This window comes from Klebsiella sp. 54 (assembly GCF_018223875.1).
Classification (GTDB): Bacteria; Pseudomonadota; Gammaproteobacteria; order Enterobacterales; family Enterobacteriaceae; genus Klebsiella; species Klebsiella quasipneumoniae.
Map to the genome: position 1 here is coordinate 166,009 of NZ_JAGRRA010000002.1, position 21,802 is coordinate 187,810.

The 21,802-nt window shown below is 58.8% G+C and carries 21 protein-coding genes and 1 pseudogene; 3 read left to right on the forward strand and 19 right to left on the reverse strand.

Going from position 1 to position 21,802, the window contains the following annotated elements; all coding sequences use genetic code 11:
- Window positions 1–15: 15 nt before the first annotated feature.
- On the reverse strand, window positions 16–915 hold the full coding sequence (ispA, locus tag KHQ24_RS02500) for a (2E,6E)-farnesyl diphosphate synthase (protein ID WP_004204826.1): 900 nt from the start codon (window positions 913–915) through the stop codon (window positions 16–18).
- Entirely contained in the window at window positions 916–1,158 is a 243-nt protein-coding gene (xseB, locus tag KHQ24_RS02505) for an exodeoxyribonuclease VII small subunit (RefSeq protein ID WP_004204824.1), read from the reverse strand. It lies immediately after the preceding gene.
- A 181-nt stretch (window positions 1,159–1,339) separates the two neighbouring features.
- On the opposite strand from xseB, the gene thiI reads away from it, so the two are divergent.
- Window positions 1,340–2,788, forward strand: coding sequence for a tRNA uracil 4-sulfurtransferase ThiI (gene thiI / locus KHQ24_RS02510; RefSeq protein ID WP_004204823.1), 1,449 nt, complete (start codon window positions 1,340–1,342; stop codon window positions 2,786–2,788).
- A 66-nt stretch (window positions 2,789–2,854) separates the two neighbouring features.
- Here the strand turns inward: thiI and KHQ24_RS02515 are convergent, their stop codons facing one another.
- The 3 genes from KHQ24_RS02515 to panE are packed head-to-tail and all read right to left on the reverse strand — an operon-like array spanning window position 2,855 to window position 4,850.
- Window positions 2,855–3,331, reverse strand: a complete 477-nt coding sequence (locus tag KHQ24_RS02515; protein ID WP_048323159.1) for an SRPBCC family protein — start codon at window positions 3,329–3,331, stop codon at window positions 2,855–2,857.
- A 51-nt stretch (window positions 3,332–3,382) separates the two neighbouring features.
- Window positions 3,383–3,976 (reverse strand): protein deglycase YajL, encoded by a 594-nt coding sequence (gene yajL / locus KHQ24_RS02520; protein WP_004204820.1) that lies wholly within the window; start codon window positions 3,974–3,976, stop codon window positions 3,383–3,385.
- Window positions 3,939–4,850 (reverse strand): 2-dehydropantoate 2-reductase, encoded by a 912-nt coding sequence (gene panE, locus KHQ24_RS02525; RefSeq protein ID WP_017898925.1) that lies wholly within the window; start codon window positions 4,848–4,850, stop codon window positions 3,939–3,941. The genes yajL and panE overlap by 38 nt, the downstream gene beginning before the upstream one ends.
- 218 nt (window positions 4,851–5,068) lie before the next feature.
- Between panE and KHQ24_RS02530 the strand changes: the two genes are divergently transcribed.
- Window positions 5,069–5,560, forward strand: a complete 492-nt coding sequence (locus tag KHQ24_RS02530; RefSeq protein ID WP_002891465.1) for a YajQ family cyclic di-GMP-binding protein — start codon at window positions 5,069–5,071, stop codon at window positions 5,558–5,560.
- Window positions 5,561–5,602: 42 nt separating this feature from the next.
- Here the strand turns inward: KHQ24_RS02530 and KHQ24_RS02535 are convergent, their stop codons facing one another.
- From KHQ24_RS02535 to KHQ24_RS02570, 8 genes are all read right to left on the reverse strand, one after another.
- Complete coding sequence (locus KHQ24_RS02535) at window positions 5,603–6,967, reverse strand: MFS transporter (protein ID WP_004204817.1); 1,365 nt, start codon at window positions 6,965–6,967, stop codon at window positions 5,603–5,605.
- A 159-nt stretch (window positions 6,968–7,126) separates the two neighbouring features.
- Window positions 7,127–8,305 carry a Gfo/Idh/MocA family protein gene (locus KHQ24_RS02540; protein ID WP_004204816.1) on the reverse strand — a complete coding sequence of 393 codons (1,179 nt, stop codon included), beginning with the start codon at window positions 8,303–8,305 and terminating at the stop codon, window positions 7,127–7,129.
- Between the two features lie 331 nt (window positions 8,306–8,636).
- Entirely contained in the window at window positions 8,637–9,998 is a 1,362-nt protein-coding gene (locus tag KHQ24_RS02545) for an MFS transporter (protein WP_211777112.1), read from the reverse strand.
- 10 nt (window positions 9,999–10,008) lie between these two features.
- The gene (locus KHQ24_RS02550) at window positions 10,009–10,827 is read right to left on the reverse strand and encodes a sugar phosphate isomerase/epimerase family protein (RefSeq protein WP_004204814.1); all 819 of its coding nucleotides are present in this window, start codon (window positions 10,825–10,827) and stop codon (window positions 10,009–10,011) included.
- A gap of 58 nt (window positions 10,828–10,885) precedes the next feature.
- Window positions 10,886–12,577 carry an FAD-dependent oxidoreductase gene (locus tag KHQ24_RS02555; protein WP_032455633.1) on the reverse strand — a complete coding sequence of 564 codons (1,692 nt, stop codon included), beginning with the start codon at window positions 12,575–12,577 and terminating at the stop codon, window positions 10,886–10,888.
- Between the two features lie 10 nt (window positions 12,578–12,587).
- On the reverse strand, window positions 12,588–12,908 hold the full coding sequence (locus KHQ24_RS02560; protein ID WP_004204812.1) for an NIPSNAP family protein: 321 nt from the start codon (window positions 12,906–12,908) through the stop codon (window positions 12,588–12,590).
- 13 nt (window positions 12,909–12,921) lie between these two features.
- Window positions 12,922–14,598, reverse strand: coding sequence for an FAD-dependent oxidoreductase (locus KHQ24_RS02565; protein ID WP_064794535.1), 1,677 nt, complete (start codon window positions 14,596–14,598; stop codon window positions 12,922–12,924).
- On the reverse strand, window positions 14,595–15,416 hold the full coding sequence (locus KHQ24_RS02570) for a shikimate dehydrogenase family protein (protein ID WP_004204809.1): 822 nt from the start codon (window positions 15,414–15,416) through the stop codon (window positions 14,595–14,597). Before KHQ24_RS02570 ends, KHQ24_RS02565 begins: the two co-directional genes overlap by 4 nt.
- A gap of 152 nt (window positions 15,417–15,568) precedes the next feature.
- Here KHQ24_RS02570 and KHQ24_RS02575 point away from each other — a divergent pair.
- A pseudogene (locus KHQ24_RS02575) lies at window positions 15,569–16,327 on the forward strand (IclR family transcriptional regulator domain-containing protein).
- A gap of 38 nt (window positions 16,328–16,365) precedes the next feature.
- On the opposite strand, the gene KHQ24_RS02580 reads toward KHQ24_RS02575, so the two are convergent.
- The 6 genes from KHQ24_RS02580 to cyoA form a co-directional block, all read right to left on the reverse strand.
- Window positions 16,366–16,698, reverse strand: coding sequence for a hypothetical protein (locus tag KHQ24_RS02580; RefSeq protein WP_017898918.1), 333 nt, complete (start codon window positions 16,696–16,698; stop codon window positions 16,366–16,368).
- Between the two features lie 248 nt (window positions 16,699–16,946).
- On the reverse strand, window positions 16,947–17,834 hold the full coding sequence (cyoE, locus tag KHQ24_RS02585; protein ID WP_002891629.1) for a heme o synthase: 888 nt from the start codon (window positions 17,832–17,834) through the stop codon (window positions 16,947–16,949).
- Between the two features lie 11 nt (window positions 17,835–17,845).
- Window positions 17,846–18,175 (reverse strand): cytochrome o ubiquinol oxidase subunit IV, encoded by a 330-nt coding sequence (locus KHQ24_RS02590; protein WP_002891634.1) that lies wholly within the window; start codon window positions 18,173–18,175, stop codon window positions 17,846–17,848.
- The gene (locus KHQ24_RS02595) at window positions 18,175–18,786 is read right to left on the reverse strand and encodes a cytochrome o ubiquinol oxidase subunit III (protein WP_002891635.1); all 612 of its coding nucleotides are present in this window, start codon (window positions 18,784–18,786) and stop codon (window positions 18,175–18,177) included. The genes KHQ24_RS02590 and KHQ24_RS02595 overlap by 1 nt, the downstream gene beginning before the upstream one ends.
- Window positions 18,776–20,767 (reverse strand): cytochrome o ubiquinol oxidase subunit I, encoded by a 1,992-nt coding sequence (gene cyoB, locus KHQ24_RS02600; RefSeq protein WP_004204804.1) that lies wholly within the window; start codon window positions 20,765–20,767, stop codon window positions 18,776–18,778. Before cyoB ends, KHQ24_RS02595 begins: the two co-directional genes overlap by 11 nt.
- A 19-nt stretch (window positions 20,768–20,786) precedes the next feature.
- Window positions 20,787–21,731, reverse strand: a complete 945-nt coding sequence (gene cyoA, locus KHQ24_RS02605) for a cytochrome o ubiquinol oxidase subunit II (protein ID WP_004204802.1) — start codon at window positions 21,729–21,731, stop codon at window positions 20,787–20,789.
- Window positions 21,732–21,802: the final 71 nt, after the last annotated feature.

Here is a 21,802-nt window from a genome sequence, read left to right on the forward strand (position 1 = left end):
AGACTCATTTATTGTTTATTTATCGCGCTGAATAATGTAATTCGCGAGCGCTTCCAGTGCCGAAGTATCCAGAGATTGTGCGGCCAGTTCATCTAACGAACGGCGGGCATCAGCGATCAGGTCGTGCGCTTTCTTCCGGGCTTGCTCAAGACCCAGGAGGGCGGGATAGGTGCTTTTACCCAATTGCTGGTCGGCACCCTGACGTTTGCCAAGGGTCGCAGTATCCCCTACCACGTCGAGAATGTCATCCTGGACCTGGAAGGCCAGGCCGATATTTTCCGCATAGCGATCCAGCGCGGGCAGGGCGGCACGCCCGCGCTCGCCGGCGCTCAGCGCCCCCATGCGGACGGCGGCGCGGATTAGCGCGCCCGTTTTGTGGCGGTGGATACGTTCCAGCGCCTGCAGATTCACCTGCTGTCCTTCCGCCTGTAGATCCAGCGCCTGGCCGCCGCACATGCCCGCCACGCCGCTGGCCTGCGCCAGTTCGGAAACCATCGCCAGACGATCCCGGTCAGGGACGTCCGTCATCGGCGCATCACTGAGTATAGAGAACGCCAGCGTTTGCAGGGCATCTCCCGCAAGAATTGCGTTGGCTTCGCCAAATTTAATATGGCAGGTCGGCAGTCCGCGACGCAGATCGTCATCATCCATCGCCGGCAAATCATCATGCATCAGAGAATAAGCATGAATGCATTCGACCGCGGCGGCAGGGGCATCCAGCGTGGTGCGGCTCACGCCGAACATCTCGCCGGTAGCGTAGACAAGGAAGGGACGCAGGCGTTTACCGCCTAAGAGTGCGCCATAATGCATCGCTTCCACCAGCGGAGTGTTCTGAAAGGGCTGCGGCGCGATAAAACGGCGCAGCGCCTCGTTAGCCTGTTCCACACAGGCCTGCAATTGTTGCGGGAAATCCATTTATTCAGCGTCCGGCGTAAAAGGCGTGGTCGGGGAATCTTCACTATCCGCCAGCAGGATCTGCACGCGCTGTTCGGCCTGCTGCAGCTGGCTTTGCCCCTGGCGGGCCAGCTGGACCCCGCGCTCAAATTCGCTGAGCGCTTCTTCTAACGGCAAATCGCCGCTTTCCAGACGGTTTACGATCTGCTCCAGTTCGCCCAGTGCAGTTTCAAAGCTGGCCGGGGCCTCATTTTTCTTTGGCATAGTGAATATAGACTCTTGTTATTTCGCGACGGCAATACCGGGTATGGTAACGAAGTCACGCGTGTAAGCAAATAACGCGCAATGGTGATATACTCCGCGCCCAGGATGCAGGCACCGGTGTGCGCTGCTTTACAACTTTTGCTTAAAGCCCCGTCGGGCTTGCCAACGAACTATTGTCGCCATGAAGTTTATCATTAAATTGTTCCCGGAAATCACCATCAAAAGCCAATCTGTGCGGTTGCGCTTCATTAAAATCTTAACCGGGAACATTCGTAACGTTCTCAAAAACTATGACGAGACGCTGGCCGTCGTTCGCCATTGGGATCATATCGAAGTTCGCGCGAAAGATGAAAATCAGCGCCCGGCTATTCGCGATGCGCTGACCCGTATTCCCGGCATCCACCATATTCTGGAAGTCGAAGACGTACCGTTCACCTCGCTGCACGATATTTTTGAGCAGACGCTGCCGCTGTGGCGCGAGGCGCTGGAAGGCAAAACCTTCTGCGTGCGGGTGAAGCGTCGCGGCAAACATGAATTCACCTCAATTGAGGTGGAGCGCTACGTCGGCGGCGGCCTGAATCAGCATATTGAAACGGCGCGCGTGAAGCTGACCGACCCGGACGTTACCGTCAATCTTGAGATTGAAAACGATCGCCTGCTGCTGGTGAAAGGCCGCTATGAAGGTATCGGCGGTTTCCCGATCGGCACGCAGGAAGATGTGTTGTCGCTGATTTCCGGCGGCTTTGACTCCGGCGTCTCCAGCTACATGCTGATGCGCCGCGGCTGCCGCGTGCACTACTGCTTCTTTAACCTTGGCGGCGCCGCCCATGAGATTGGCGTCCGCCAGGTCGCGCATTACCTGTGGAACCGCTTCGGCAGCTCTCACCGCGTTCGCTTTGTGGCGATTAACTTTGAGCCGGTGGTCGGCGAAATCCTCGAAAAAGTGGATGACGGCCAGATGGGCGTGGTGCTCAAGCGCATGATGGTCCGCGCCGCGTCAAAAGTCGCGGAACGCTACGGCGTGCAGGCGCTGGTCACCGGCGAAGCGCTGGGCCAGGTCTCCAGTCAGACTCTCACCAACCTGCGCCTGATCGACAACGTCTCCGATACCCTGATCCTGCGTCCGCTGATTTCGCATGATAAAGAGCACATCATCGACCTGGCCCGCGAGATCGGTACGGAAGATTTCGCCCGCACGATGCCGGAGTACTGCGGCGTGATCTCCAAGAGCCCGACCGTGAAGGCGGTGAAGGCGAAGATTGAAGCGGAAGAAGAACACTTCGATTTCAGCATCCTCGATAAAGTGGTGGAAGAGGCGAGCAATATCGATATCCGCGAAATCGCCCAGCAGACGGAAGAGACGGTGGTGGAAGTGGAAACCGTGAACGGCTTTGGCGCCAACGACGCGATCCTCGACATTCGCTCCATCGACGAGCAGGAAGACAAGCCGCTTAAGGTCGAGGGGGTTGAAGTTGTTTCTCTGCCGTTCTACAAGCTGAGCACCAAGTTTGGCGATCTCGATCAGAGTAAAACCTGGCTGCTGTGGTGCGAACGCGGAGTGATGAGCCGTCTGCAGGCGCTTTATTTGCGCGAGCAGGGCTTCAGCAACGTGAAAGTTTATCGCCCGTAACAGATTGTTATGATGCAAAAGGCCTTCCTTGATGGAAGGCCTTTTTACTATTGGCTGGGGAGTGTATTAGCGCAGGGTCAGCGCCAGGTCATTGAGTTGATCGATGACAATATTCCAGCCCTCGAAAAATCCCATCTGCTCATGCTGCTCGCGGGTTTCATCATCGGCATGCAGCACTGTGGCCGTATAGCGACACCCGCCCTGTTCATCGGCAAAAGTGATGATGGCCGTCATCGCGAAGGGGGAAACGGCGGGGCGATAATCCGCCGTCAGCATCGAGGTCATGACGATTTTTTGTTGCGGGATAACCTCAAGAAAACAGCCGGGGTTATCACTGCGTTCACCGTCAGGGCCGTGCATCACGGTGTGAAAGGCCCCGCCGGCGCGAAAATCAAAGGTCAGAACCTCGGTTTGCCAGGGCTTCGGGCACCACCAGGTTCGGAGTAATGCCGGGTCGGCCCACGCGCGCCACAGGGCTGCGGCGGGCGCGCTGAGCAGGCGGCTGATAACAAGATCGCGAGAATCGGTTGCGCTACGGGACATGCTACGACTCCTCAGGAAAAGGGGGAGCCAGTCCGCGGCGCGGACCGGCTATCAGGCTTCGTAGTAATTATAGATGCCGGCGGCCATCACCAACTGTGAGGCGACCTCATACGCTTTCTCGCGCCCCACCAGCAGATCGATCATTTTCAGGGCGAAATCAATCGATGTCCCTGGACCCTGGCTGGTTAACAGATTCACCCGCGGATCCCAGACCACCCGCTTATCCTGCCACTGATCGGCGGGGATCTGCGCCTTCAGCGCTGGAAAACCGGTCATGTTGCCGATCGGGAACAGATGATGAGGTACCAGCACGGTCGCCGGAGCGGCGCAGATAGCGGCCACAATGCGCCCAGAGAGATGAAACTGGCGGACGGTTTCCACCAACAGCGGGCTGTCGCGAAAGCACTCCGCTCCCTTGAGGCCGCCCGGGAGGACGATAATATCGAAATCGCCATCGGCCACCTCGACCAGAGGAGCATCCGCCAGCAGCTTGACGCCGCGCGAGCAGACGATGGTCAGGCCGCCGTCGCTGGCGACGCTGGCGGTGGTCACCTTCACCCCGCCGCGGACCAGCAGGTCGATAGTGGTGACCGCTTCGGTCTCTTCGCTACCAGGGGCGAGGCAAATCAGTGCCGACGCGCTCATATTCATTCTCCTTACGCTTGACCAGTTCAAATAAGCGGGCGTTTTCCGGTACGGCAACGCCGTGGGCGCGGGCGCGGTTGAGCAGAAAACCGGTGATATAGTCGATCTCCGTGTGCCGCTGGGCGCGAACGTCCTGCAGCATGGATGAGATATTTTCTGCCGTACTTTCAATCACCTGTTCGACATAAAATAGCAGGTTTTCCGCCGAGGTATGAATACCTTCGCGCTCCATCACTGCCGCCACCTCGCGACAAATGGCCGCAACTTCCTGCGGATAGTCGCGCAGATCGCCATTTTTACACCCTTTTATCGCGGTCAGGGGGTTAATCACGCAGTTAACCGCGAGTTTGCGCCAGGTGGCCGAGAAAATATTGTTGTGCCAGGCGACATCCGGCAGCACGTTCTGCAGCACTTCAGCGAGGTAGCTGTAGTCCTGTTCGTAGCTTTTCGCCGGCCCGATATGCGTGGTGCCCTGGGCGACGTGGATGATGACATTACCGTCCCGGCGAGCCGCCTGGGTGGTGGAGGCCAGCAGCAACGGCTGTTTCACGCTGCGCAGCTCCTCGACGGTTCCCATGCCGTTATGCACCAGCACAATCGGCGTGGTGTCCGGCAGGATCGCGGCCAGGTGCTTCACCGCGTTTGAAACCTGCCAGGCTTTTAAAGTGACAATCAGCAGCTCGCTGCTGGCAAGAAAATCGGGATCGTTGGCCGTCAGCGACTCGTTGAACACCGAGCCGTCGGTTTCAATGACGTTGACGCTACAGAATGGCTGCGGCACGCGCAGCCAGCCCTGGACTTCATGTCCCTGTTTGCACAACGCGGTCAGCCATAGTTGTCCCAGTGCACCGCATCCCAGTACGGTTACTTTCATTGTTCCTCCTCATCTGCCGCTACCCCAGGCGCTGATGACTAAAGTCTATCTCGTCGCTTTTCGCATCGTCGCACGGAAAGGGGGTTTCGGCGTCGTCGGGCAGCATGGGGAAAATAGCGCGAGCGTTGCGTAATCAGCTAAGCTTCCGGGATAACAAGTTGAGTTATGCCGCGTTGCAGGTATTATGCAACGCAAAAGAAACGGAAGGAGAGGAAAAGATGCCATCTTTCGATATTGTCTCTGAAGTTGATCTTCAGGAAGCCCGTAACGCGGTAGACAACGCGAGCCGCGAAGTCGAGTCGCGTTTTGATTTTCGTGGCGTTGAAGCCACGTTTGAATTAAACGACGCCAACAAGACCATTAAAGTGCTGAGCGAGTCTGACTTCCAGGTGAACCAGCTGCTGGATATCCTGCGCGCCAAGCTGCTCAAGCGCGGCATTGAAGGCACCTCCCTCGACGTGCCGGAAGATATCGTACACAGCGGTAAAACCTGGTTTGTTGAAGCGAAGCTGAAGCAGGGCATTGAAAGCGCGGTGCAGAAGAAGATCGTTAAACTGATCAAAGACAGCAAGCTGAAAGTGCAGGCCCAGATTCAGGGCGAAGAGATCCGCGTGACCGGTAAGTCCCGCGACGATCTGCAGTCGGTGATGGCGCTGGTGCGCGGTGGCGATCTGGGACAACCGTTCCAGTTCAAAAACTTCCGCGACTAAGGCGGCCGACAGACAGCAAAAAGCGGGGAATTCCCCGCTTTTTTATACCCCTTTGATGAGCTGCTCTATCTCGAAGCGGTTGGTGACTTTGCTGTCGATTTTGATATACACCGAACGCTCCTCGGGCACCACCAGCGCCTGATGAACCCCGCTGGCATTCAGCAGACGCGCCTGCAGCGCGCTGTCGACCACCACGCCGTCCGGTACCTCTACCCGCAGGCTGCTGACGTAGGGCGGCTCGCTCATGGTGCTGGCCACCAGCAGCCACAGCATCGCCAGCAGGGCGCCCAGCAGAAACACAGTCTGCGAATCAAAGAAACCATCGACCCAACCGCCAAGGGCGCCGCCAATCGCCACCCCGAGGAACTGGCTGGTGGAGTAAACGCCCATCGCGGTGCCTTTGTAGCCCGCCGGCGACTCTTTGCTAATCAACGACGGCAGCAGCGCTTCCAGCAGGTTAAACGCCAGGAAGAAGAGCTGAACGCCCGCCACCAGCTCCCAGAAGTAGCCTCCGGCGCCCCAGAGGACAATCTCCGCAATCAGCAGGATGGCGACGCAGAGCAAAAAGACGCGCTTCATCTTACGCTTCACTTCGGCGTAGATGATAAACGGCACCACCGAGATGAAGGAGATAACCATGGTGACCAGGTAAATCTTCCAGTGCTCGGCGGCCGGGAAGCCGGCGGCCTCCAGCTGTCCGGGCAGCGCGACAAAAGTGGACATCAGCATGATGTGCAGGCACATGATGCCAAAGTTGAGCTTCAACAGGCGCGGCTCCGCCAGCACCTTGCTAAAGCAGCCCTTCACCATCCCGGATTCGCGGTTAAGCACGTGGTTCTGGCTGTTGGGAACCACCCACAGGGTGAGCAGAATGCCGACGGTCGCCAGGATGGCGATCATCCAGAACAGGGCGTGCAGACCCAGCTGATGGGTAATAATCGGCCCCAGCACCATGGCGATAGCGAAAGTGACGCCGAAGCTGACGCCAATAAACGCCATCGCTTTAGTGCGGTTCTGTTCGCGGGTGAGATCGGAGAGCAGGGCCATGACCGCGGCGGCGATGGCGCCGGAGCCCTGAAGGGCGCGGCCAAGAATGATGCCCCAGATGGAGTCGGTGAGCGCGGCGATGACGCTGCCGAGCACGAAAATAAGCAGGCCGCCGACGATCAACGGCTTACGGCCAATACGGTCAGATAACAGTCCAAAGGGGATCTGGAACACCGCCTGCGCCAGACCGTAGATGCCGATCGCCAGGCCAATCAGCGCTTCACTGGCGCCCTGCAATGCCATGCCATACGTGGTCAGAACCGGCAGGACCATAAACATGCCAAGCATGCGCAGGGAGAATACCGTCCCCAAACCCCAGGTCGCGCGCAGTTCCCCTGGCGTCATTTTGTTATCGTTCATTACCACCTCAATATAAAAACTGCGCCTAGTGTAGCGGCGGGGGGTAAGAAGCGTAAATAAATGTTTGTTTAACAGATATTACGGGGCTGTTGCGCGATGCGACAAGTTGGTAAAAATCAATAAACCAGTGGAGGAGGACTCCACTGGCGAGGGGGAAAATTAAGGTAAAGTAAAGTCAACCCACTGGCTGCCGGCATCAGCCGATTTGACGCATTGCTCGACCCAATAGACGCCGTGCAGACCGGCTTCGACGTCCGGATACCAGAAGTCTTGCAGGAAGGCGCGATCGTCACGGTCCGTAGCGTCAATCGCCTGCGCATAGCGGCGATAGAGGTTGGCCCAGGCTTCAAACAGCCCTTCCGGATGACCGCCGCCGATGCGATCGTCCGCCAGCGCGTTTGCGCTCAGGTAGGGCATCCCGCGTTCCAGAATGCGCGCCGGCTCGCCCTGCACCTCATAGCTGAGCTGGTTAGGATGCTCATCCCACCATTCGATACTCGCTTTTTCGCCGACGATGCGTACTTTTTGCGAGTGCATGGCGCCGCTGTTCACCGCGCTGGTCCACATCGAGCCAACCGCGCCGTTGTCATATTCCATCAGGACAAAGGCGTTATCTTCCAGCGGCGCGCGAGAGGGAACAAAGCTCTGGCGGGAGCACATCAGCCGTTTGATATTGAGCTGTGGCGCCATGGTTTCGGCGACAAACAGCGGATGGGTGGCCAAATCTCCCAGCACATAGCTGGGCCCGGCGAACTTCGGCGTCACGCGCCAGCGGGTGGATTCTGCCTGCAGCTCCACGGCCTGGTTATGAAAGCCGTGGGCGAACTGCATATTGACGATGCGGATCTCGCCGAGCAGCCCATCGGCAATCATCTGCCGCGCCTGCTGGATCATCTGATAGCCGGCATAGCCGTAGGTGACGCCGACGATTTTGTTCTGTTTTTTACTCAGGTCCACCAGTTCGCGTGCCTCTTCGGCGGTAAAACAGAGGGGCTTTTCACAGATGACATGGAGGCCCGCTTCCAGCGCCGCTTTGGTGATGGCGAAATGGGTATTATTCGGGGTGGTGACCGAGACGACCTCGATCCCGTCAGGACGCTGCGCCTCTTCACGAAACAGGGTCTGGTAGTCGGCGTAGCAGCGCTCCGGCGCGATGCCAAGCTGCTCACCGAACGCGCGCCCGCGCTCGGCATCGACGTCAAGCGCGCCGGCCAGTAGGGTGTAAACATTGTCACGCAGCGCCGCACAGCGGTGGCTGTAGCCGATCTGGCTGGTTCCCCCGCCGCCGACCATGCCCCAACGCAGGGAACGGGATAAGGGTTTCAGACCGTTTAACATGGTGCTCTCCTTTTTGAAATCATTCGCACTCTGAGGCGCTCAATGCCGACGCCTGCGGCAACGCGCATCCGGATAGACTGACCTAAACTTAAGGAAATGTTTGTTCTGTTTCAATTGTATTGTGGAATTTATTTTTCATATATGCGAAGGGGATCGAATAAGCAGAAGTTTATTTTCCGCTGGGTTGAAAAGGAGAGGGGAATCAACGGCGACGGGTACAGGCCGGAATGTGGCGGAATGCTTTTCGTTAAAGAGCAAGATGAAATAAATTTTCTTTTTAACCTCAACGTGCGGTGCAATCCGCAGATTGCACCGGAGGAAGACGACGACATTACGCTCCGCGCACAGATGCGGGGGCTGGCGAAGCGGCGGGAGGATTACCGGCCGCAAAGATACCCTTCGCCGCCAGGCCTGCGACGGTGAGGGCTGCCGGGATGCCGAGGATCAAAAAGACGCTTTCGAAGGGCAGGTTGAGCGCCATCATCTCAGCGCCGGCAAAGGCGCTGAGGATCGCGCCGATCCGCCCGACGCCGTGCATCCAGCTGGATCCCGTCGCTCGCGCCTGCGTGGGGTAGTAACGGGCGGAGAGGGCGTTCATGCCGGTATTGGCGCCGTTCAGGCAGGCGCCGCTGATAAACGCCAGCATACAGAGCAGGGCAAAGCTGCCCGCCGCGTAGCCCATCGCCATGGTAAACAGGCCGCCGACGGCGTAGATCATCCCCAGCGCGCGATGGGGATTGATGCGGTCCATCAGCCAGCCGGCAAACAGCGAGCCGAGGGTACCTCCCGCCTGGTAGATGGCCGTCATGACGGCCGCCTGGCTGACGGTAAGCCCGACCTCCTTAACCAGCGTTGGCAGCCAGCTGCCGAGAATATAGACGAGGAACAGCCCCATAAAGTAGACCAGCCATAGCATCAGCGAGCCAAAGCCATACTGGCGGGAGAGCACAATGCGCATCGCATTCCCGGCCGCCGGCTGCGCCGGCAGGATAAACGTCACGTTGTCGCTGATTTGTCCGGGATAAAGACGATTGAGGATGGTGCGAATGCGCGCCGCAGGCGCTTGTTTTATCACCAGAAAACGAACCGATTCCGGCAGCCGCCAGATAAGCAGGGGGGCAAACAGCAGCGGCAGAATGCCGCCGAGCGCCATCAGCGAGTGCCAGCCAAACTGCGGGATCAGCCATGACGCGGTAAATCCTCCGGCCGCCGCGCCGAAGGTGAAGCCGCAGAAGATGACGGTAATAATAAATGAGCGCTGGCGTTCCGGAGCGTATTCCGACACCAGCGTCCCGATGTTCGGCATCGCGGCGCCCAGTCCGAGGCCGGTCATAAAGCGGAAGAACATCATCTGCTCAATGTTGTGCGAGAAGGCGGTGGCGATGGTCCAGAAGCCGAAGAAGAAGACGCTGTTGATGATGATCTTCTTGCGTCCCAGCCAGTCGGCGAGCGGGCCAGAGAAAATCGCGCCCAGCGCGAGGCCGATCAGCGCGGCGCTAATCACCAGGCCCAACTGGTGGTTGCTTACCCCCCACTCCAGCTTCAGCGTCGGGGCGATAAAGCCCATGATCGCGATATCAAACCCATCAAGAGCGATAACGCAAAAGCCGAGAAAAATAATCTGCTTTTGAAAGCGGCTCAGAGGATTACGGTTAATTAACTCTCTGACATCCAGGCGTTGAGTCTGTGTCATAGCGTATTCCTTATGCGCAGGAGCGCAGGTAGGGCTGCGCGGCATTGAACAGTAATTGCGCCCGCTGGAGGGGCGGCAGGGCGCCCTGCTCACCGTCCAGCGGCACTTCGAGGGAGACCGGTAGCGTTGCCGGCAGTGCCGCCATCAGACCGTGCAGATCCAGACCGCCTTCCCCCGGCACGTTGCGCGCTGAGCGGGCCTGGCGGATGAGCTCCTGCTCGCTTTCCGGCCGCTGCGCCGCGCCATCGCAGAGTTGCATATAGTTCAGATGATGCGCGGGCAGGCTGGAGAGGGCGGCGAGCGATTCCCCCGCGCGCCAGAAATGAAGGGCGTCCACCAGGATGCCGATATCTTCCCGCCCGCTGGCGGCGATCAGCGCCTGCGCATCGGCGATCGTGCGCAGCTGGGTCCAGGGCATCGGCTCAAGGTTCATGGTCAGGCCAAATGAGCGACCGGCCGCGGCGAGAGTGGCCAGGTTGTCGGCGCTGCGCTGCAGGTTGTCGTCATTCCCGGCGACTAACACCTGTCCGGCGCCAAGCCGCGCGGCGGTCTCCATAAAGCGCTGCAGCCGATCGTCGAGGGTAAACCCCGGGCTGAGGCGGACGATCTCCACGTCCGAGACGCGGATGCCGGTTTCCATCAGCGCGGCCAGGGTCGCGCGGACGGCGGGGGTATCGCCCAGCATGTCGTAGTCCGGGTCGGCGGGTGTGGCGGGCAGCAGCCGCAGTCCCACGTGGGTAAAACCGGTTCTGGCCGCTATCCGCACCTGTTCGGGGGGAGGGACATCGAGCAGGCTCAGCGCGGCGAGCGATAGGGTACGCATGTTCATAAATGGCTCCGGTACAGTTGCAGGTGAAGTTAGCCAGGGGTATTGCCGTCCCTGGTTTTTATTGCTTTGTTTTTATTGTGTTTGCCGCCAGATTTTTGCCCACCAGGTAGCCGAAGGTCATAGCCGGCCCGAGGGTGATCCCTCCGCTGGGGTAATAGCCGCGCATCACGCTCGACATGTCGTTGCCGATGGCGAACAGGCCCGGTATCGGCTGCTGCTGCCCATCCAACACCCGAGCGTGTTCGTCGGTTTGTAACCCGCTAAAGGTGCCCAGCGAGCCGGGCAGAATGCGCACCGCGTAGAACGGCCCTTCGCGCAGCGCTCCGAGCGTCACCTGATGGTCACCCTGCGCGCGGTTATAGGCCGATGCGCCGCGGTGAAAATCGATGTCTTCACCGGTGCTGGCAAAATGGTTAAAGCGTGCAACGGTTTCCGCCAGCGCATCGGTATCGATGGCGCACCGCTTCGCCAGCTCGGCAAGGGTGTTTCCTCGCCGCAGATAGCCGGTACGCAGCCAGGCGGTAGGGGAGAACGGAAAGGGCCTGGCGTGGCCCAGGCCATAGCGGCGCAGCGCGCGCCGATCGGCCAGCAGCCAGGCCTGCGGCGTGTCGCCCGCAGGCGTCGCCGCCAGCAGGGCGGCGATAAAGTCGTGATAGGAGTCGGCCTCGTTAACAAAGCGTTTGCCGTTAGGCAGGACGGCGATCACCCCGGGCTTGGCGCGTTCCACCAGATGGGGAAACATCAGCTGCTGGCCGCTGGCGAGGGTGACGCGGGACACCGGCGCCCAGGCCAGCGGGTGGCGCAGGCGGGTATCGAACTGGCCGCCGGCGGATTCGCCAAGGCGGATCCCCTCGCCCTGATTGTCAGGCGGCGCGGCGGAGAAATGGCCGTAACCCTCCGCGGCATGAGGCACCACCTGCGCCAGGCGCTGCCGATCGTGGGGAAAACCGCCGCAGGCCAGCACCACGGCGCCCGCTTCGACGAGTATCTCCCCGCCGTCGCTGCGCAGCACTGCACCGGACACTCCCTGCGGACCCTGCAGCAGTCTGACCGCCGGGGCGTTGAGCTGAAAACGCACCCCGGCGTCGAGGGCGGATCGCAGCAGACGGGCGACCAGCGCATTGCCATTGACCAGATGCAGCCCTCGTCCTGCGCGCAGCCGCTGCCAGCCGTGGCGCAGCAGGCGGCGGGCGGCATACAGCGCAGAGCGCGGCGAGCGGGTAGCGTTGAAAAAATGCGCCATGTCCGCGCCGCCGGCGATGCCCATCCCGGCAAGACTGATGGTCTCCAGCGGCGGGCGCAGTCGGTGGAGCCAGTCGCCGAGCAGGCGGCCATCGTAGGGCTGAGCGGTGACCGACCGCCCACCGTTCGCCGCGCCCGGCGACGCGTGAAAGTCCGGCATGGTGCTGCCCGACAGAAACTTCACCGCCGTCCGTTGATGAAAAAAATCCACCATTTCCGGCCCGTAATGCAGGAAGGTCTGCAAGCGAACGTCGGCGGCTTCTCCCCCCATCTCATGCTGCAGATAGGTCAGCGGGGCATCGGCCGCTTCGTCGATGCCCTCCGCTCGCGCCAGCGGGTTGCAGGGGATCCACAGCCAGCCGCCGGACCAGGCGCTGGTCCCGCCGAGCACTGACGCTTTCTCCGCCACCATGACGCTGGCGCCGTGCACTGCCGCGGTGACCGCGGCAGAGAGTCCCGCCGCGCCGGATCCGACCACCAGCACATCCACCTTCACAGGCCCGCTCATGATGGACTCCTTATTGCAATGGTGAAAAAGCGGTGGGGCGCATCAGCACCGATTCGAGGCGCTCCACGGCGGCCAGTTCGCGGTTTTTCCGCGAGAAGGTCTGCCAGCGCTCGTCCTGGGCCATCCGTGCGCGGCGTACCAGACGATCGTCCAGGCTTTCGTAAGCCCAGATGTGCACTACCTGATTGACCACGCCGATCTCGGTAAAAAAGAAGCCGATCAGTTTGCCAAGATGGTCAGTTTGCACCGCCAGGGCATCGCTTTGGTACAGCGCCAGCCAGTCGGCCATTTTCAGCGGATTGATGGTGTAGGTGCGTTTTTCGTAGATCATGATGTTTTCCTGATTAGTGGGTGGCGGGTTGCGCCAGATGGCAGGCGGCGAGGTAGCCAAACGTCAGCCCCGGGCCAAGGGTGATGCCGGGACCCGGGTAGGTGCCGGCCATCAGCGAATCCATGTCGTTTCCCACCGCGTACAGCCCCGCAATGGGGTTGCCTTCAGCGTTGACGACCTGGGCATCGGCGGTGGTGACCAGACCTCGAGAAGTCCCCAGATCGCCGGTATAGAGTTTGATGGCATAGAACGGCGCGCTGAGCAGGGGAGCGTTGCAGGCGTCAGGATGACGGCCCGGATCGCCCATCGCCCGGTTATAGCTGTTGCCGCCTTTGGCAAACTCACGGTCCACACCCTGCGCGGCGTCACGATTGTAGCGGGCGACCGTCTCGCTCAGGGCGTGGGCATCCAGCCCAAGCTGCTGCGCCAGCGCGGCCAGGGTATCGGCTCTATGCAGATAGCCAGCGGCGATCAGGGCGTCATTGTTCACCGGCGCCGGGCGCGCCAGCCCGAGGCCGTAACGCTTCATCGCCTGCGCGTCGCACAGTAAAAAGCAGGGGGCATTCTCCGCTGCACGCTGCATCGCGCTGGCAAAATGGTGATAGGAGCTGGACTCGTTAACGAAGCGTACCGCCCGTTGATTGACGGCAATCACGCCCGGCTTGGCCCGGTCGGTCACCAGGTGGGGGAAGCGCTCCTCGCTGCCGTCGGCCCGGGTCAGCACCGATACCGGCGCCCAGAAAAAGTTGGACGCGCGATCGGCTCCCTCGCGAGCGTTAAGTGCCGCCGCGAGACGCAGCGCGGCGCCATCATTGGCTGGCGGCGACATGGTGAAGTGCTCTCGGGTGTGAGGCCGATAGCGCGCCGCCAGCGCGCCAGCGGCAAAGCCGCCTGCGGCTAGCACCACCCCACGGCGGGCGTGTAGGGTCTCTTTTTGCCCCTGATAGTCAATCTCTACCCCGGTGACCGCGCCTTGCGATTCGCACAGCGCCAGCACATTGACATTCAGCCGAAGGCTCATGCCTTTACGCAGCGCCGTGGTCGCCATGCGGGCAATCAGCGCATTGCCCATCGCCAGGCGGGTGCCGCGAGGATATTTCACCCGGTCGCGGGCGTAGCGCAGCAGCAGCCGGGTGCAATGGGCCAGGGAGCGCAGCGAGCGACGCATATCGAGAAAATGTTGAATGTCGACGCGGTTGACCATCATCCCGCCAAACAGCAGCATCCCCGGCGGAGGCGAGCGCAGGTCGCGAAACGCGTCCCCCAGTTCACGGCCGTCATACTCGACCACCTCCAGCGCCCGACCGACGTCGACGGCGCCGGGCTCATCCGGATAGTAATCGGGTGAGAGCGGGCGCAGGCTATATTTCACCGCCCCCTCGCGCTCCAGAAAGGAGAGGGCCTCTCGCCCGGCGCGGACAAACGCCTCGGCGATATCTTCGCGGTAGTGGGCCTCGCCGATAATGGTTCGTAGATAGGTTTTGATCGCTTCGGCGCTACCGCTTTTGCCCTCGGCGCGCGCCTGGTCGGTATCGTGCAGCCACACGGCGCCGCCGGAGATAGCCGAGGTGCCGCCGAACTGACCGGCTTTCTCCAGCATCAGCACCGACAGCCCTTTGCAGCTGGCGGTGACCGCGGCGGCAAAGCCAGCGGCGCCACTGCCGATGACGATCACATCCCAGCTTTTCATGCCGCCGCTCCCTGCGCCGACGGGATGGCGCCGATAAACTGGCCCATCAGCGTCATCTGCGCCAGCGCCATTTCCGGCCCAGTCTGTACCCGGCAGCCGCGGGCGGCGGCGAAGGTGAGCAACGGCGTCATCACCGGGGCGGTGACAACGTCGGCCACGTGGGTGGCGCTGTCGAGCGTCTCCAGCAGCGCCTGGGGTAGGGGCAGTGCATCAAACCCGGCCATGCCGGCCGGCGAGCCGTTGATCAGCAGATCGACACCGTGCAGGCTGTCCGGCAGCGTGCTCAGTTGCACCGCCGGAAAGGCCTCGGTCAGAAGATCGTGCAGGCGTTGCCGGGTGGCCGGGTTTTGATCGTGCAGCGCCAGTTGGCGGATCCCCGCCTCGCACAATCCCCAGGCGATGGCGCTGCCGACGCCGCCGCAACCGGAGAGCAGCGCCTGCTTACCTGCCGGCTGAAAACCCTGTGCCTCGGCGGCAAGCTGAAATCCGACGCCGTCCAGCATATCGCCCTGTAACCGGCCATCCGCCAGCTTGCGGATCACATTGATGGCGTTGAGTCGGCGAGCGCGCGGCGTAAGCTCGTCGACCAGCGCGGCGGCGCGTTGTTTATGCGGTACCGTCACCAGCACGCCGCTCATGTTCTGCCAGCCGCGCAGGGCGTTGAGGTAGGCGGCCACCGCGTCCGGGACGATATCCACCGGGATCATGACGCTGTCCATGTGCTGTTCGGCAAAGTAGCGGTTGAAGTTATCCGGTGATTTCACCTGGGCGATCGGATGACCAATCACGGCGACAACCTGGGTAGTTCCACTGACCATTTCAAACCTCATTTGTTAAATGAATGTTGTGAAAGTATTTCAGCGGAAGCTGGGAGCGACAACGCAGAATTCGGACATGTTGGTTGTTAATCGCACCATCGCTGCGATAATCGCAGGAAATCGATAATGATGTTGCAAAAATGTGAGCGAATATGCAAAACACCATTCATCCACGCGATCTGATCGTCGGTTTACAAAAAGGGTTGGCGTTGATCCAGCTTTTTTCCAAAAACTGCCCAAAGCTCACTGTTGCCCAGGCGGCGAAAATGAGCGGTCTGACGCAAAGCGCGGCACGACGTTTTTTGTTGACGCTGCTGCATGATCGTTATTTGCAAACCGATGGGCGCTATTACTGGCTTACCCCGAAGACCCTGCGGCTTGGCTAGGCCTATGTTGATTCGGCGCAGTTTCCACGCATGGTGCGACCGATTGTCGAATACATCGCCAGCCGGACCGAAGAGCACGCCTCGGTGGGGGTGGTGGATGAAGATGAGCTGGTCTATATCGCCCGCAGCCGGCATACGCCGTTTAACTCCACGTCGGTTCGGCTAGGGGAGCGGGTGCCCATCTTCTGTACCGCCGGGGGGCGATTATGGCTGGCTTCGCTGCCGGAAGCAGAGTGTGAAGCGGTTCTGCAGCGCATTACCCGGGAACAACGCACGCCCTATACGGTGACCGACGTCGCGCCGCTGATGGAGAAAATCGCTCAGGTGCGGCGTCAGGGATACGCCACTATTGAACAGGAGTTTGAGATTGGCATGCTGGTGCTGGCGGTACCGTTAACCGACAGGGAAGGAACCTGGTGGGGAGCGCTAAGTCTGACCAGCCATCAATCGCGGACCTCGCTGGAAGCGTTATGCCGTGATCATCTCGATCTGCTCTACAGCGCGCAGGCGATGCTGGTGGGGTAAACAGGGCAGCCGATGCGCTGCCCTCGGCAAGATGTCGCTTAGGCTGATGCTTTGTTCAGGAAACTGCTCCAGTCGCTGGCGGCGTTATCGACAAAGGTGTTCCAGCTGTTGCCGGCGGTATTGACGAAGCTTCCCCAGTTATCCTTACCGGCGGTCACAAAGGTTTCCCAATTTGACTGACCGGTCAGGAAGGAACCAAACGCCATTGTGCTGTCGCAGACGAACGAGGCGAATGCGTTGCCAGAGGTGAGGACAAATGAGGTGAAACCGATGCCCGAGTTGGCGACGAAGCTGGCGAAGCCGCTGGCCGCGCCGAACAGGTTAAAGCCGCCGGAGATGTAGTCCATTTCGTTCAGTGTTAACTCTTTCATTGCAATTCCTTGTATTGAATATTTCCAAAACGGGCATAAGCCCGAGGCGAAAGGTAGCACCGTAGAGCTGAACGGGGCGAGCGACGTCCGGTTGGTATAAGCTCATTTTTTCCTCATTTATTAGCGGGTAGCTACGAAAACGGTGTGGGGGAGGGGAGGGAAGTATGAATTGAGAAAGGAAAAAGACGTGAAACAGAAAAGAAAAAGCCCCGTAAAAACGGGGCTTTATATCATACTGGAGCCGGTGATTATCTCACATAAGCCAGCAGACTATGTGAATCCGGCACCATAAAGTCAACGGACATCATCACGGACAGCGCAGTGATGGCAACGATGGAAAAGACGAAGAGCTTACGCGCCCAGACTTTATCATCTGCCACTTTGTAGCCGCGCAGCGCCATGCCCAGCCACCAGACGCTGACCGCTGCCGCTACGACCAGGTATTTGTACCCGGCATAGCCGCCCAGCGAGAGCATCAGGGTCGCAACGGCAAAGGCGACGATGTACAGCGTAATATGGTTTTTGGCGACCGATATACCTTTCACTACCGGCAGCACCGGAATATTCGCCGCCTGATAATCCTTGAAGCGGAAAATCGCGATGGCGTAGGAGTGAGGCATCTGCCACAGGCTAAAGATAGCCAGCAGGATAGCCGCACCGCTGTCGAAATCACCGGTCACTGCGCAGTAGCCAATCACCGGCGGCGCTGCGCCGGAGAGTGAGCCAATCAGCGTGCCATAGACGGAGTGGCGTTTCATGTACAGGCTGTAGACGCCGACATAAACCACGAACCCCATCACCCCCAGCCAGCAGGCCAGCGGATTTGCGCCGAACCACAGCAGCATAAAGCCAGCAATACCCAGCAAGGTGGCGTACACCAGCGAAGCTTCTGGCGAGATCAGCCCTTTGACCAGCACCCGGTTTTTCGTCCGTTCCATCTTACGATCGATGTCCCGGTCGATGTAGTTGTTGAATACACAACCCGAGGCGACCACCAGGGATACTCCAAGGAGCGTCCAGACGAACAGCGGATAGTCGATGTGGCCTTTGGAGGCCAGCAGGAAACCGCCGATCACGGAGATCAGGTTGCCAAAAATAATGCCTGGTTTCGTAACTTGCAGGTATTGCTTAAACATACTCGCCGCTCTTAGTGCATCATCATGTTGTAGTTCAGGTTCCACATAATCCAGATGGAGCCGACAACCACGATCGCAATGATGATTACGGTGAAGATAAATGCGGTCAGGTTCCAGCCTTCATCGGACTTGCTGTTCATATGCAGGAAGTACACGAGGTGTACCACGATCTGCACCACAGCGGTCACCAGAATGGTGCCAAGGATAACCGCATGCGAGGCGGAGCCACTCATCACCATGGCGAACGGAATGACCGTCAGGATGATGGACAGGATAAATCCTGTCATGTAGCTCTTCACGCTGCCGTGAGAAGCGCCGCTATGATCGGTAGAATGACTCATTACATCGCCCCCATCAGATAGACAACCGAGAACACGCAGATCCACACCACGTCCAGGAAGTGCCAGAACAGGCTCAGGCACAGGATACGGGTGCGGTTAGTGCTGGTCAGGCCACGACGTGAAACCTGGAACATCAGCACCGCCATCCAGATAAGACCGGAGGTCACGTGCAGACCGTGGGTGCCGACCAGCGCGAAGAACGCGGACAGGAAGCCACTACGATCCGGACCAAAGCCTTCCATGATCAGGTGATGGAATTCATAGATTTCCATCCCGATAAATCCGGCGCCAAACAACCAGGTCAACGCCAGCCAGGAAACCACCTGGCTCTTGTTGTTTTTGTACATGGCGATAGCCGCCATGCCGTAGGTGATGGAGCTGAACAGCAGCAGTGCGGTTTCAACCAGAACGAACGGCAGTTCGAAAATATCTTTGCCAGTTGGTCCGCCGGCTGTGCCGTTCACCAGAACGGCATAGGTAGCAAACAGCGTAGCGAAGATAATGCAGTCGCTCATCAGGTAGATCCAGAAACCGAATACCTTCATCGGTCCTGTATCATGGTGCCCGTGTTCATGCGCGTGGGCAGTATGCGCAAGAGTATCAGTTGCCATTTTTCAGCCCTGCTTTGTTAATCTCATCGAAATGCTGTTTTTCCAGTTTTTCGACTTCTGCAACCGGTACGTAGTAATCCACGTCCTCGTCAAAGCTCTTAATAATCCAGGTCGCTACGATGCCGATGAAGCTGGCGATCGCCATCCACCAGATATGCCAGATCATGGCGAAACCAAATACCGTAGCGAAGGCGGCAATGACGATGCCAGCGCCGCTGTTCTTCGGCATATGAATTTCTTCATAGTGAGCAGGCTGTTTGTACGCTTCACCTTTCTCTTTCATTTCCCAGAAGGCGTCACGCTCGTGAACCTGAGGAACGATAGCGAAGTTGTAGAACGGCGGTGGAGAAGAGGTTGCCCACTCCAGCGTACGGCCACCCCATGGGTCACCGGTCAGGTCACGGTTCTGATCGCGGTCGCGAATAGAGACGTAGAACTGAATCAGCTGGCACAGGATACCGCAGGCGATCAGCGCCGCACCGCAAGCTGCAACAACCAGCATCGGGTGGAACTGCGGATCGATCTGCTGGCTCAGACGACGGGTCATCCCCATGAAGCCCAGCACGTACAGCGGCATAAACGCCACGAAGAAGCCGATGATCCAGAACCAGAAAGCGCGTTTGCCCCAGGTTTCGTTCAGGGTGAAGCCAAAGGCTTTCGGCCACCAGTAGGTCAGACCGGCGAAGCAACCGAACACCACACCGCCGATGATAACGTTATGGAAGTGCGCGATCAGGAACAGGCTGTTGTGCAGAACGAAGTCCGCGCCCGGTACCGCCAGCAGCACACCGGTCATCCCACCGACGGAGAAGGTGACGATAAAGCCGATAGTCCACATCATCGCCGAGTTGAAGACGATGCGGCCCTGATACATGGTGAACAGCCAGTTGAAGATCTTAACCCCGGTCGGGATCGCGATAATCATGGTGGTAATACCGAAGAAGGCGTTTACGTTCGCGCCAGCACCCATGGTGAAGAAGTGGTGCAGCCAAACGATGAACGACAGAACGGTAATACAGACGGTTGCCCACACCAGAGAGGTGTAACCGAACAGACGCTTACGCGAGAAGGTCGCGGCGATTTCGGAGAAGACCCCGAACACCGGCAGAACCAGGATGTACACTTCCGGGTGACCCCAGGCCCAAATCAGGTTGATGTACATCATCATGTTGCCACCCATATCGTTGGTAAAGAAATGGGTGCCCAGGTAACGATCCAGGGTCAGCAGCGCGATGGTGACGGTCAGAATTGGGAAAGAGGCGATAATCAGGATGTTAGCGCACAGAGATGCCCAGGAGAATACCGGCATCTTGAACATGGTCATGCCCGGGGCGCGCATCTTGATAATGGTCACGAAGAAGTTAATACCGGTCAGGGTAGTACCGATACCGGAGAGCTGCAGCGCCCAAATCCAGTAGTCTACCCCTACGCCAGGACTGTATTCAATTCCCGACAGCGGCGGATAAGCCAGCCAACCGGTCTGCGCGAACTCACCGACGCCCAGAGACAGGTTAACCAGAATCACGCCCACAACGGTGAACCAGAAGCTCAGGTTGTTGAGGAACGGGAAGGCTACGTCGCGTGCGCCGAGCTGAAGCGGAACTACCAGGTTCATCAGACCGATAACGAACGGCATCGCCACGAAGAAGATCATGATAACGCCGTGGGCGGTAAAGATCTGATCGTAGTGATGAGGCGGCAGGAAGCCTGCTTCCCCGGCCGAGGCCAGCACCTGCTGGCTACGCATCATGATGGCGTCAGCAAAGCCACGCAGCAGCATGACGATTGCCACGATAACGTACATGATACCGAGACGTTTGTGGTCGACAGAAGTCAGCCACTCGTTCCATAGGTAGGACCACTTACCGAAGTAAGTGATGGCTGCCAGAAGCGCCAGTCCCCCAATGATAATCGCAGCCACCGTTACCACGATAATAGGTTCGTGGTAGGGCACTGCATCCAGTGTAAGTTTTCCGAACATCGTTTTCTTCCTCGGCCCCTTAGTGAGCGGTTTCCGCGTGGCTCATGTCCATGCCTTCCATCCCGTCGTGAGCGGCATGCTCGCCTTCAGGTTTGGACATGTTCATGCTCTCGTGAGACATGAATTTGTTCACAACATCTTTGAACAGATCCGGTTTCACGTTAGAGAAGTATTCCACTTTGTTGTATTCGCTAGGCACAGCCACTTTCTCGAACGCGGCCATAGAGTCCATGGCGTTCGGAGACTGTTTCGCTTTTTCAACCCACTGATCGAAAGTTGCACGATCCGGGGTAGCAATCGCTTTGAACTTCATACCAGAGAAGCCCGGGCCACTGTAGCTAGCGGAGATACCGTCATAAGTACCAGCTTCGTCAGCAATGAGGTGCAGCTGAGTCTGCATCCCGGCCATTGCGTAGATCTGGCTGCCTAAGCGCGGAATAAAGAACGAGTTCATCACCGAGTTAGAGGTCACTTTGAAGTGTACCGGTACGTTCGCCGGGAAGGCGATTTCGTTAACGGTAGCAATACCCTGTTCCGGATAGATAAAGAACCATTTCCAGTCCATCGATACGACTTCGATGGTGATTGGTTTCTCGTCATGGACAAGCGGTTTGCTTGGCTCCAGTGCGTGAGTGGTTTTCCAGGTCAGAACGGCCAGGAACAGGATGATCAGAATAGGTACCGTCCAGACCACAGCTTCCACTTTATTGGAGTGTGACCAGTTCGGGCTATACTTCGCATCTTTATTGCTCGCGCGATACTTCCAGGCAAATCCTACTGCCATCAAGACGGCGGGAATAACGACAATCATCATCAGGCCGAAGGCCGTCAGAATCAAAGAGCGTTGCTCCAGTCCAATCTGTCCTTTTGGGTCAAGGAGTGCAGAATCACAACCACTGAGTAATACAGTACCTGCGATTAATGACATCCATCCCAAACTTTTATTGTATTTCCTGAGTCTCATTGAACGACCTCAATTCCACGGGATCTGGTGGCGTTTAAAGTGTATGGGCATTTTACGGTAAGGTTGCATTA

Excerpts from the sequence above, each read along its gene's own strand:
- ispA (WP_004204826.1), bottom strand. The coding sequence starts at position 915 with ATGGATTTCCCGCAACAATTGCAGGCCTGTGTGGAACAGGCTAACGAG.
- xseB (WP_004204824.1), bottom strand. The coding sequence starts at position 1,158 with ATGCCAAAGAAAAATGAGGCCCCGGCCAGCTTTGAAACTGCACTGGGC.
- thiI (WP_004204823.1), top strand. The coding sequence starts at position 1,340 with ATGAAGTTTATCATTAAATTGTTCCCGGAAATCACCATCAAAAGCCAA.
- KHQ24_RS02515 (WP_048323159.1), bottom strand. The coding sequence starts at position 3,331 with ATGTCCCGTAGCGCAACCGATTCTCGCGATCTTGTTATCAGCCGCCTG.
- yajL (WP_004204820.1), bottom strand. The coding sequence starts at position 3,976 with ATGAGCGCGTCGGCACTGATTTGCCTCGCCCCTGGTAGCGAAGAGACC.
- panE (WP_017898925.1), bottom strand. The coding sequence starts at position 4,850 with ATGAAAGTAACCGTACTGGGATGCGGTGCACTGGGACAACTATGGCTG.
- KHQ24_RS02530 (WP_002891465.1), top strand. The coding sequence starts at position 5,069 with ATGCCATCTTTCGATATTGTCTCTGAAGTTGATCTTCAGGAAGCCCGT.
- KHQ24_RS02535 (WP_004204817.1), bottom strand. The coding sequence starts at position 6,967 with ATGAACGATAACAAAATGACGCCAGGGGAACTGCGCGCGACCTGGGGT.
- KHQ24_RS02540 (WP_004204816.1), bottom strand. The coding sequence starts at position 8,305 with ATGTTAAACGGTCTGAAACCCTTATCCCGTTCCCTGCGTTGGGGCATG.
- KHQ24_RS02545 (WP_211777112.1), bottom strand. The coding sequence starts at position 9,998 with ATGACACAGACTCAACGCCTGGATGTCAGAGAGTTAATTAACCGTAAT.
- KHQ24_RS02550 (WP_004204814.1), bottom strand. The coding sequence starts at position 10,827 with ATGAACATGCGTACCCTATCGCTCGCCGCGCTGAGCCTGCTCGATGTC.
- KHQ24_RS02555 (WP_032455633.1), bottom strand. The coding sequence starts at position 12,577 with ATGAGCGGGCCTGTGAAGGTGGATGTGCTGGTGGTCGGATCCGGCGCG.
- KHQ24_RS02560 (WP_004204812.1), bottom strand. The coding sequence starts at position 12,908 with ATGATCTACGAAAAACGCACCTACACCATCAATCCGCTGAAAATGGCC.
- KHQ24_RS02565 (WP_064794535.1), bottom strand. The coding sequence starts at position 14,598 with ATGAAAAGCTGGGATGTGATCGTCATCGGCAGTGGCGCCGCTGGCTTT.
- KHQ24_RS02570 (WP_004204809.1), bottom strand. The coding sequence starts at position 15,416 with ATGGTCAGTGGAACTACCCAGGTTGTCGCCGTGATTGGTCATCCGATC.
- KHQ24_RS02580 (WP_017898918.1), bottom strand. The coding sequence starts at position 16,698 with ATGAAAGAGTTAACACTGAACGAAATGGACTACATCTCCGGCGGCTTT.
- cyoE (WP_002891629.1), bottom strand. The coding sequence starts at position 17,834 with ATGTTTAAGCAATACCTGCAAGTTACGAAACCAGGCATTATTTTTGGC.
- KHQ24_RS02590 (WP_002891634.1), bottom strand. The coding sequence starts at position 18,175 with ATGAGTCATTCTACCGATCATAGCGGCGCTTCTCACGGCAGCGTGAAG.
- KHQ24_RS02595 (WP_002891635.1), bottom strand. The coding sequence starts at position 18,786 with ATGGCAACTGATACTCTTGCGCATACTGCCCACGCGCATGAACACGGG.
- cyoB (WP_004204804.1), bottom strand. The coding sequence starts at position 20,767 with ATGTTCGGAAAACTTACACTGGATGCAGTGCCCTACCACGAACCTATT.
- cyoA (WP_004204802.1), bottom strand. The coding sequence starts at position 21,731 with ATGAGACTCAGGAAATACAATAAAAGTTTGGGATGGATGTCATTAATC.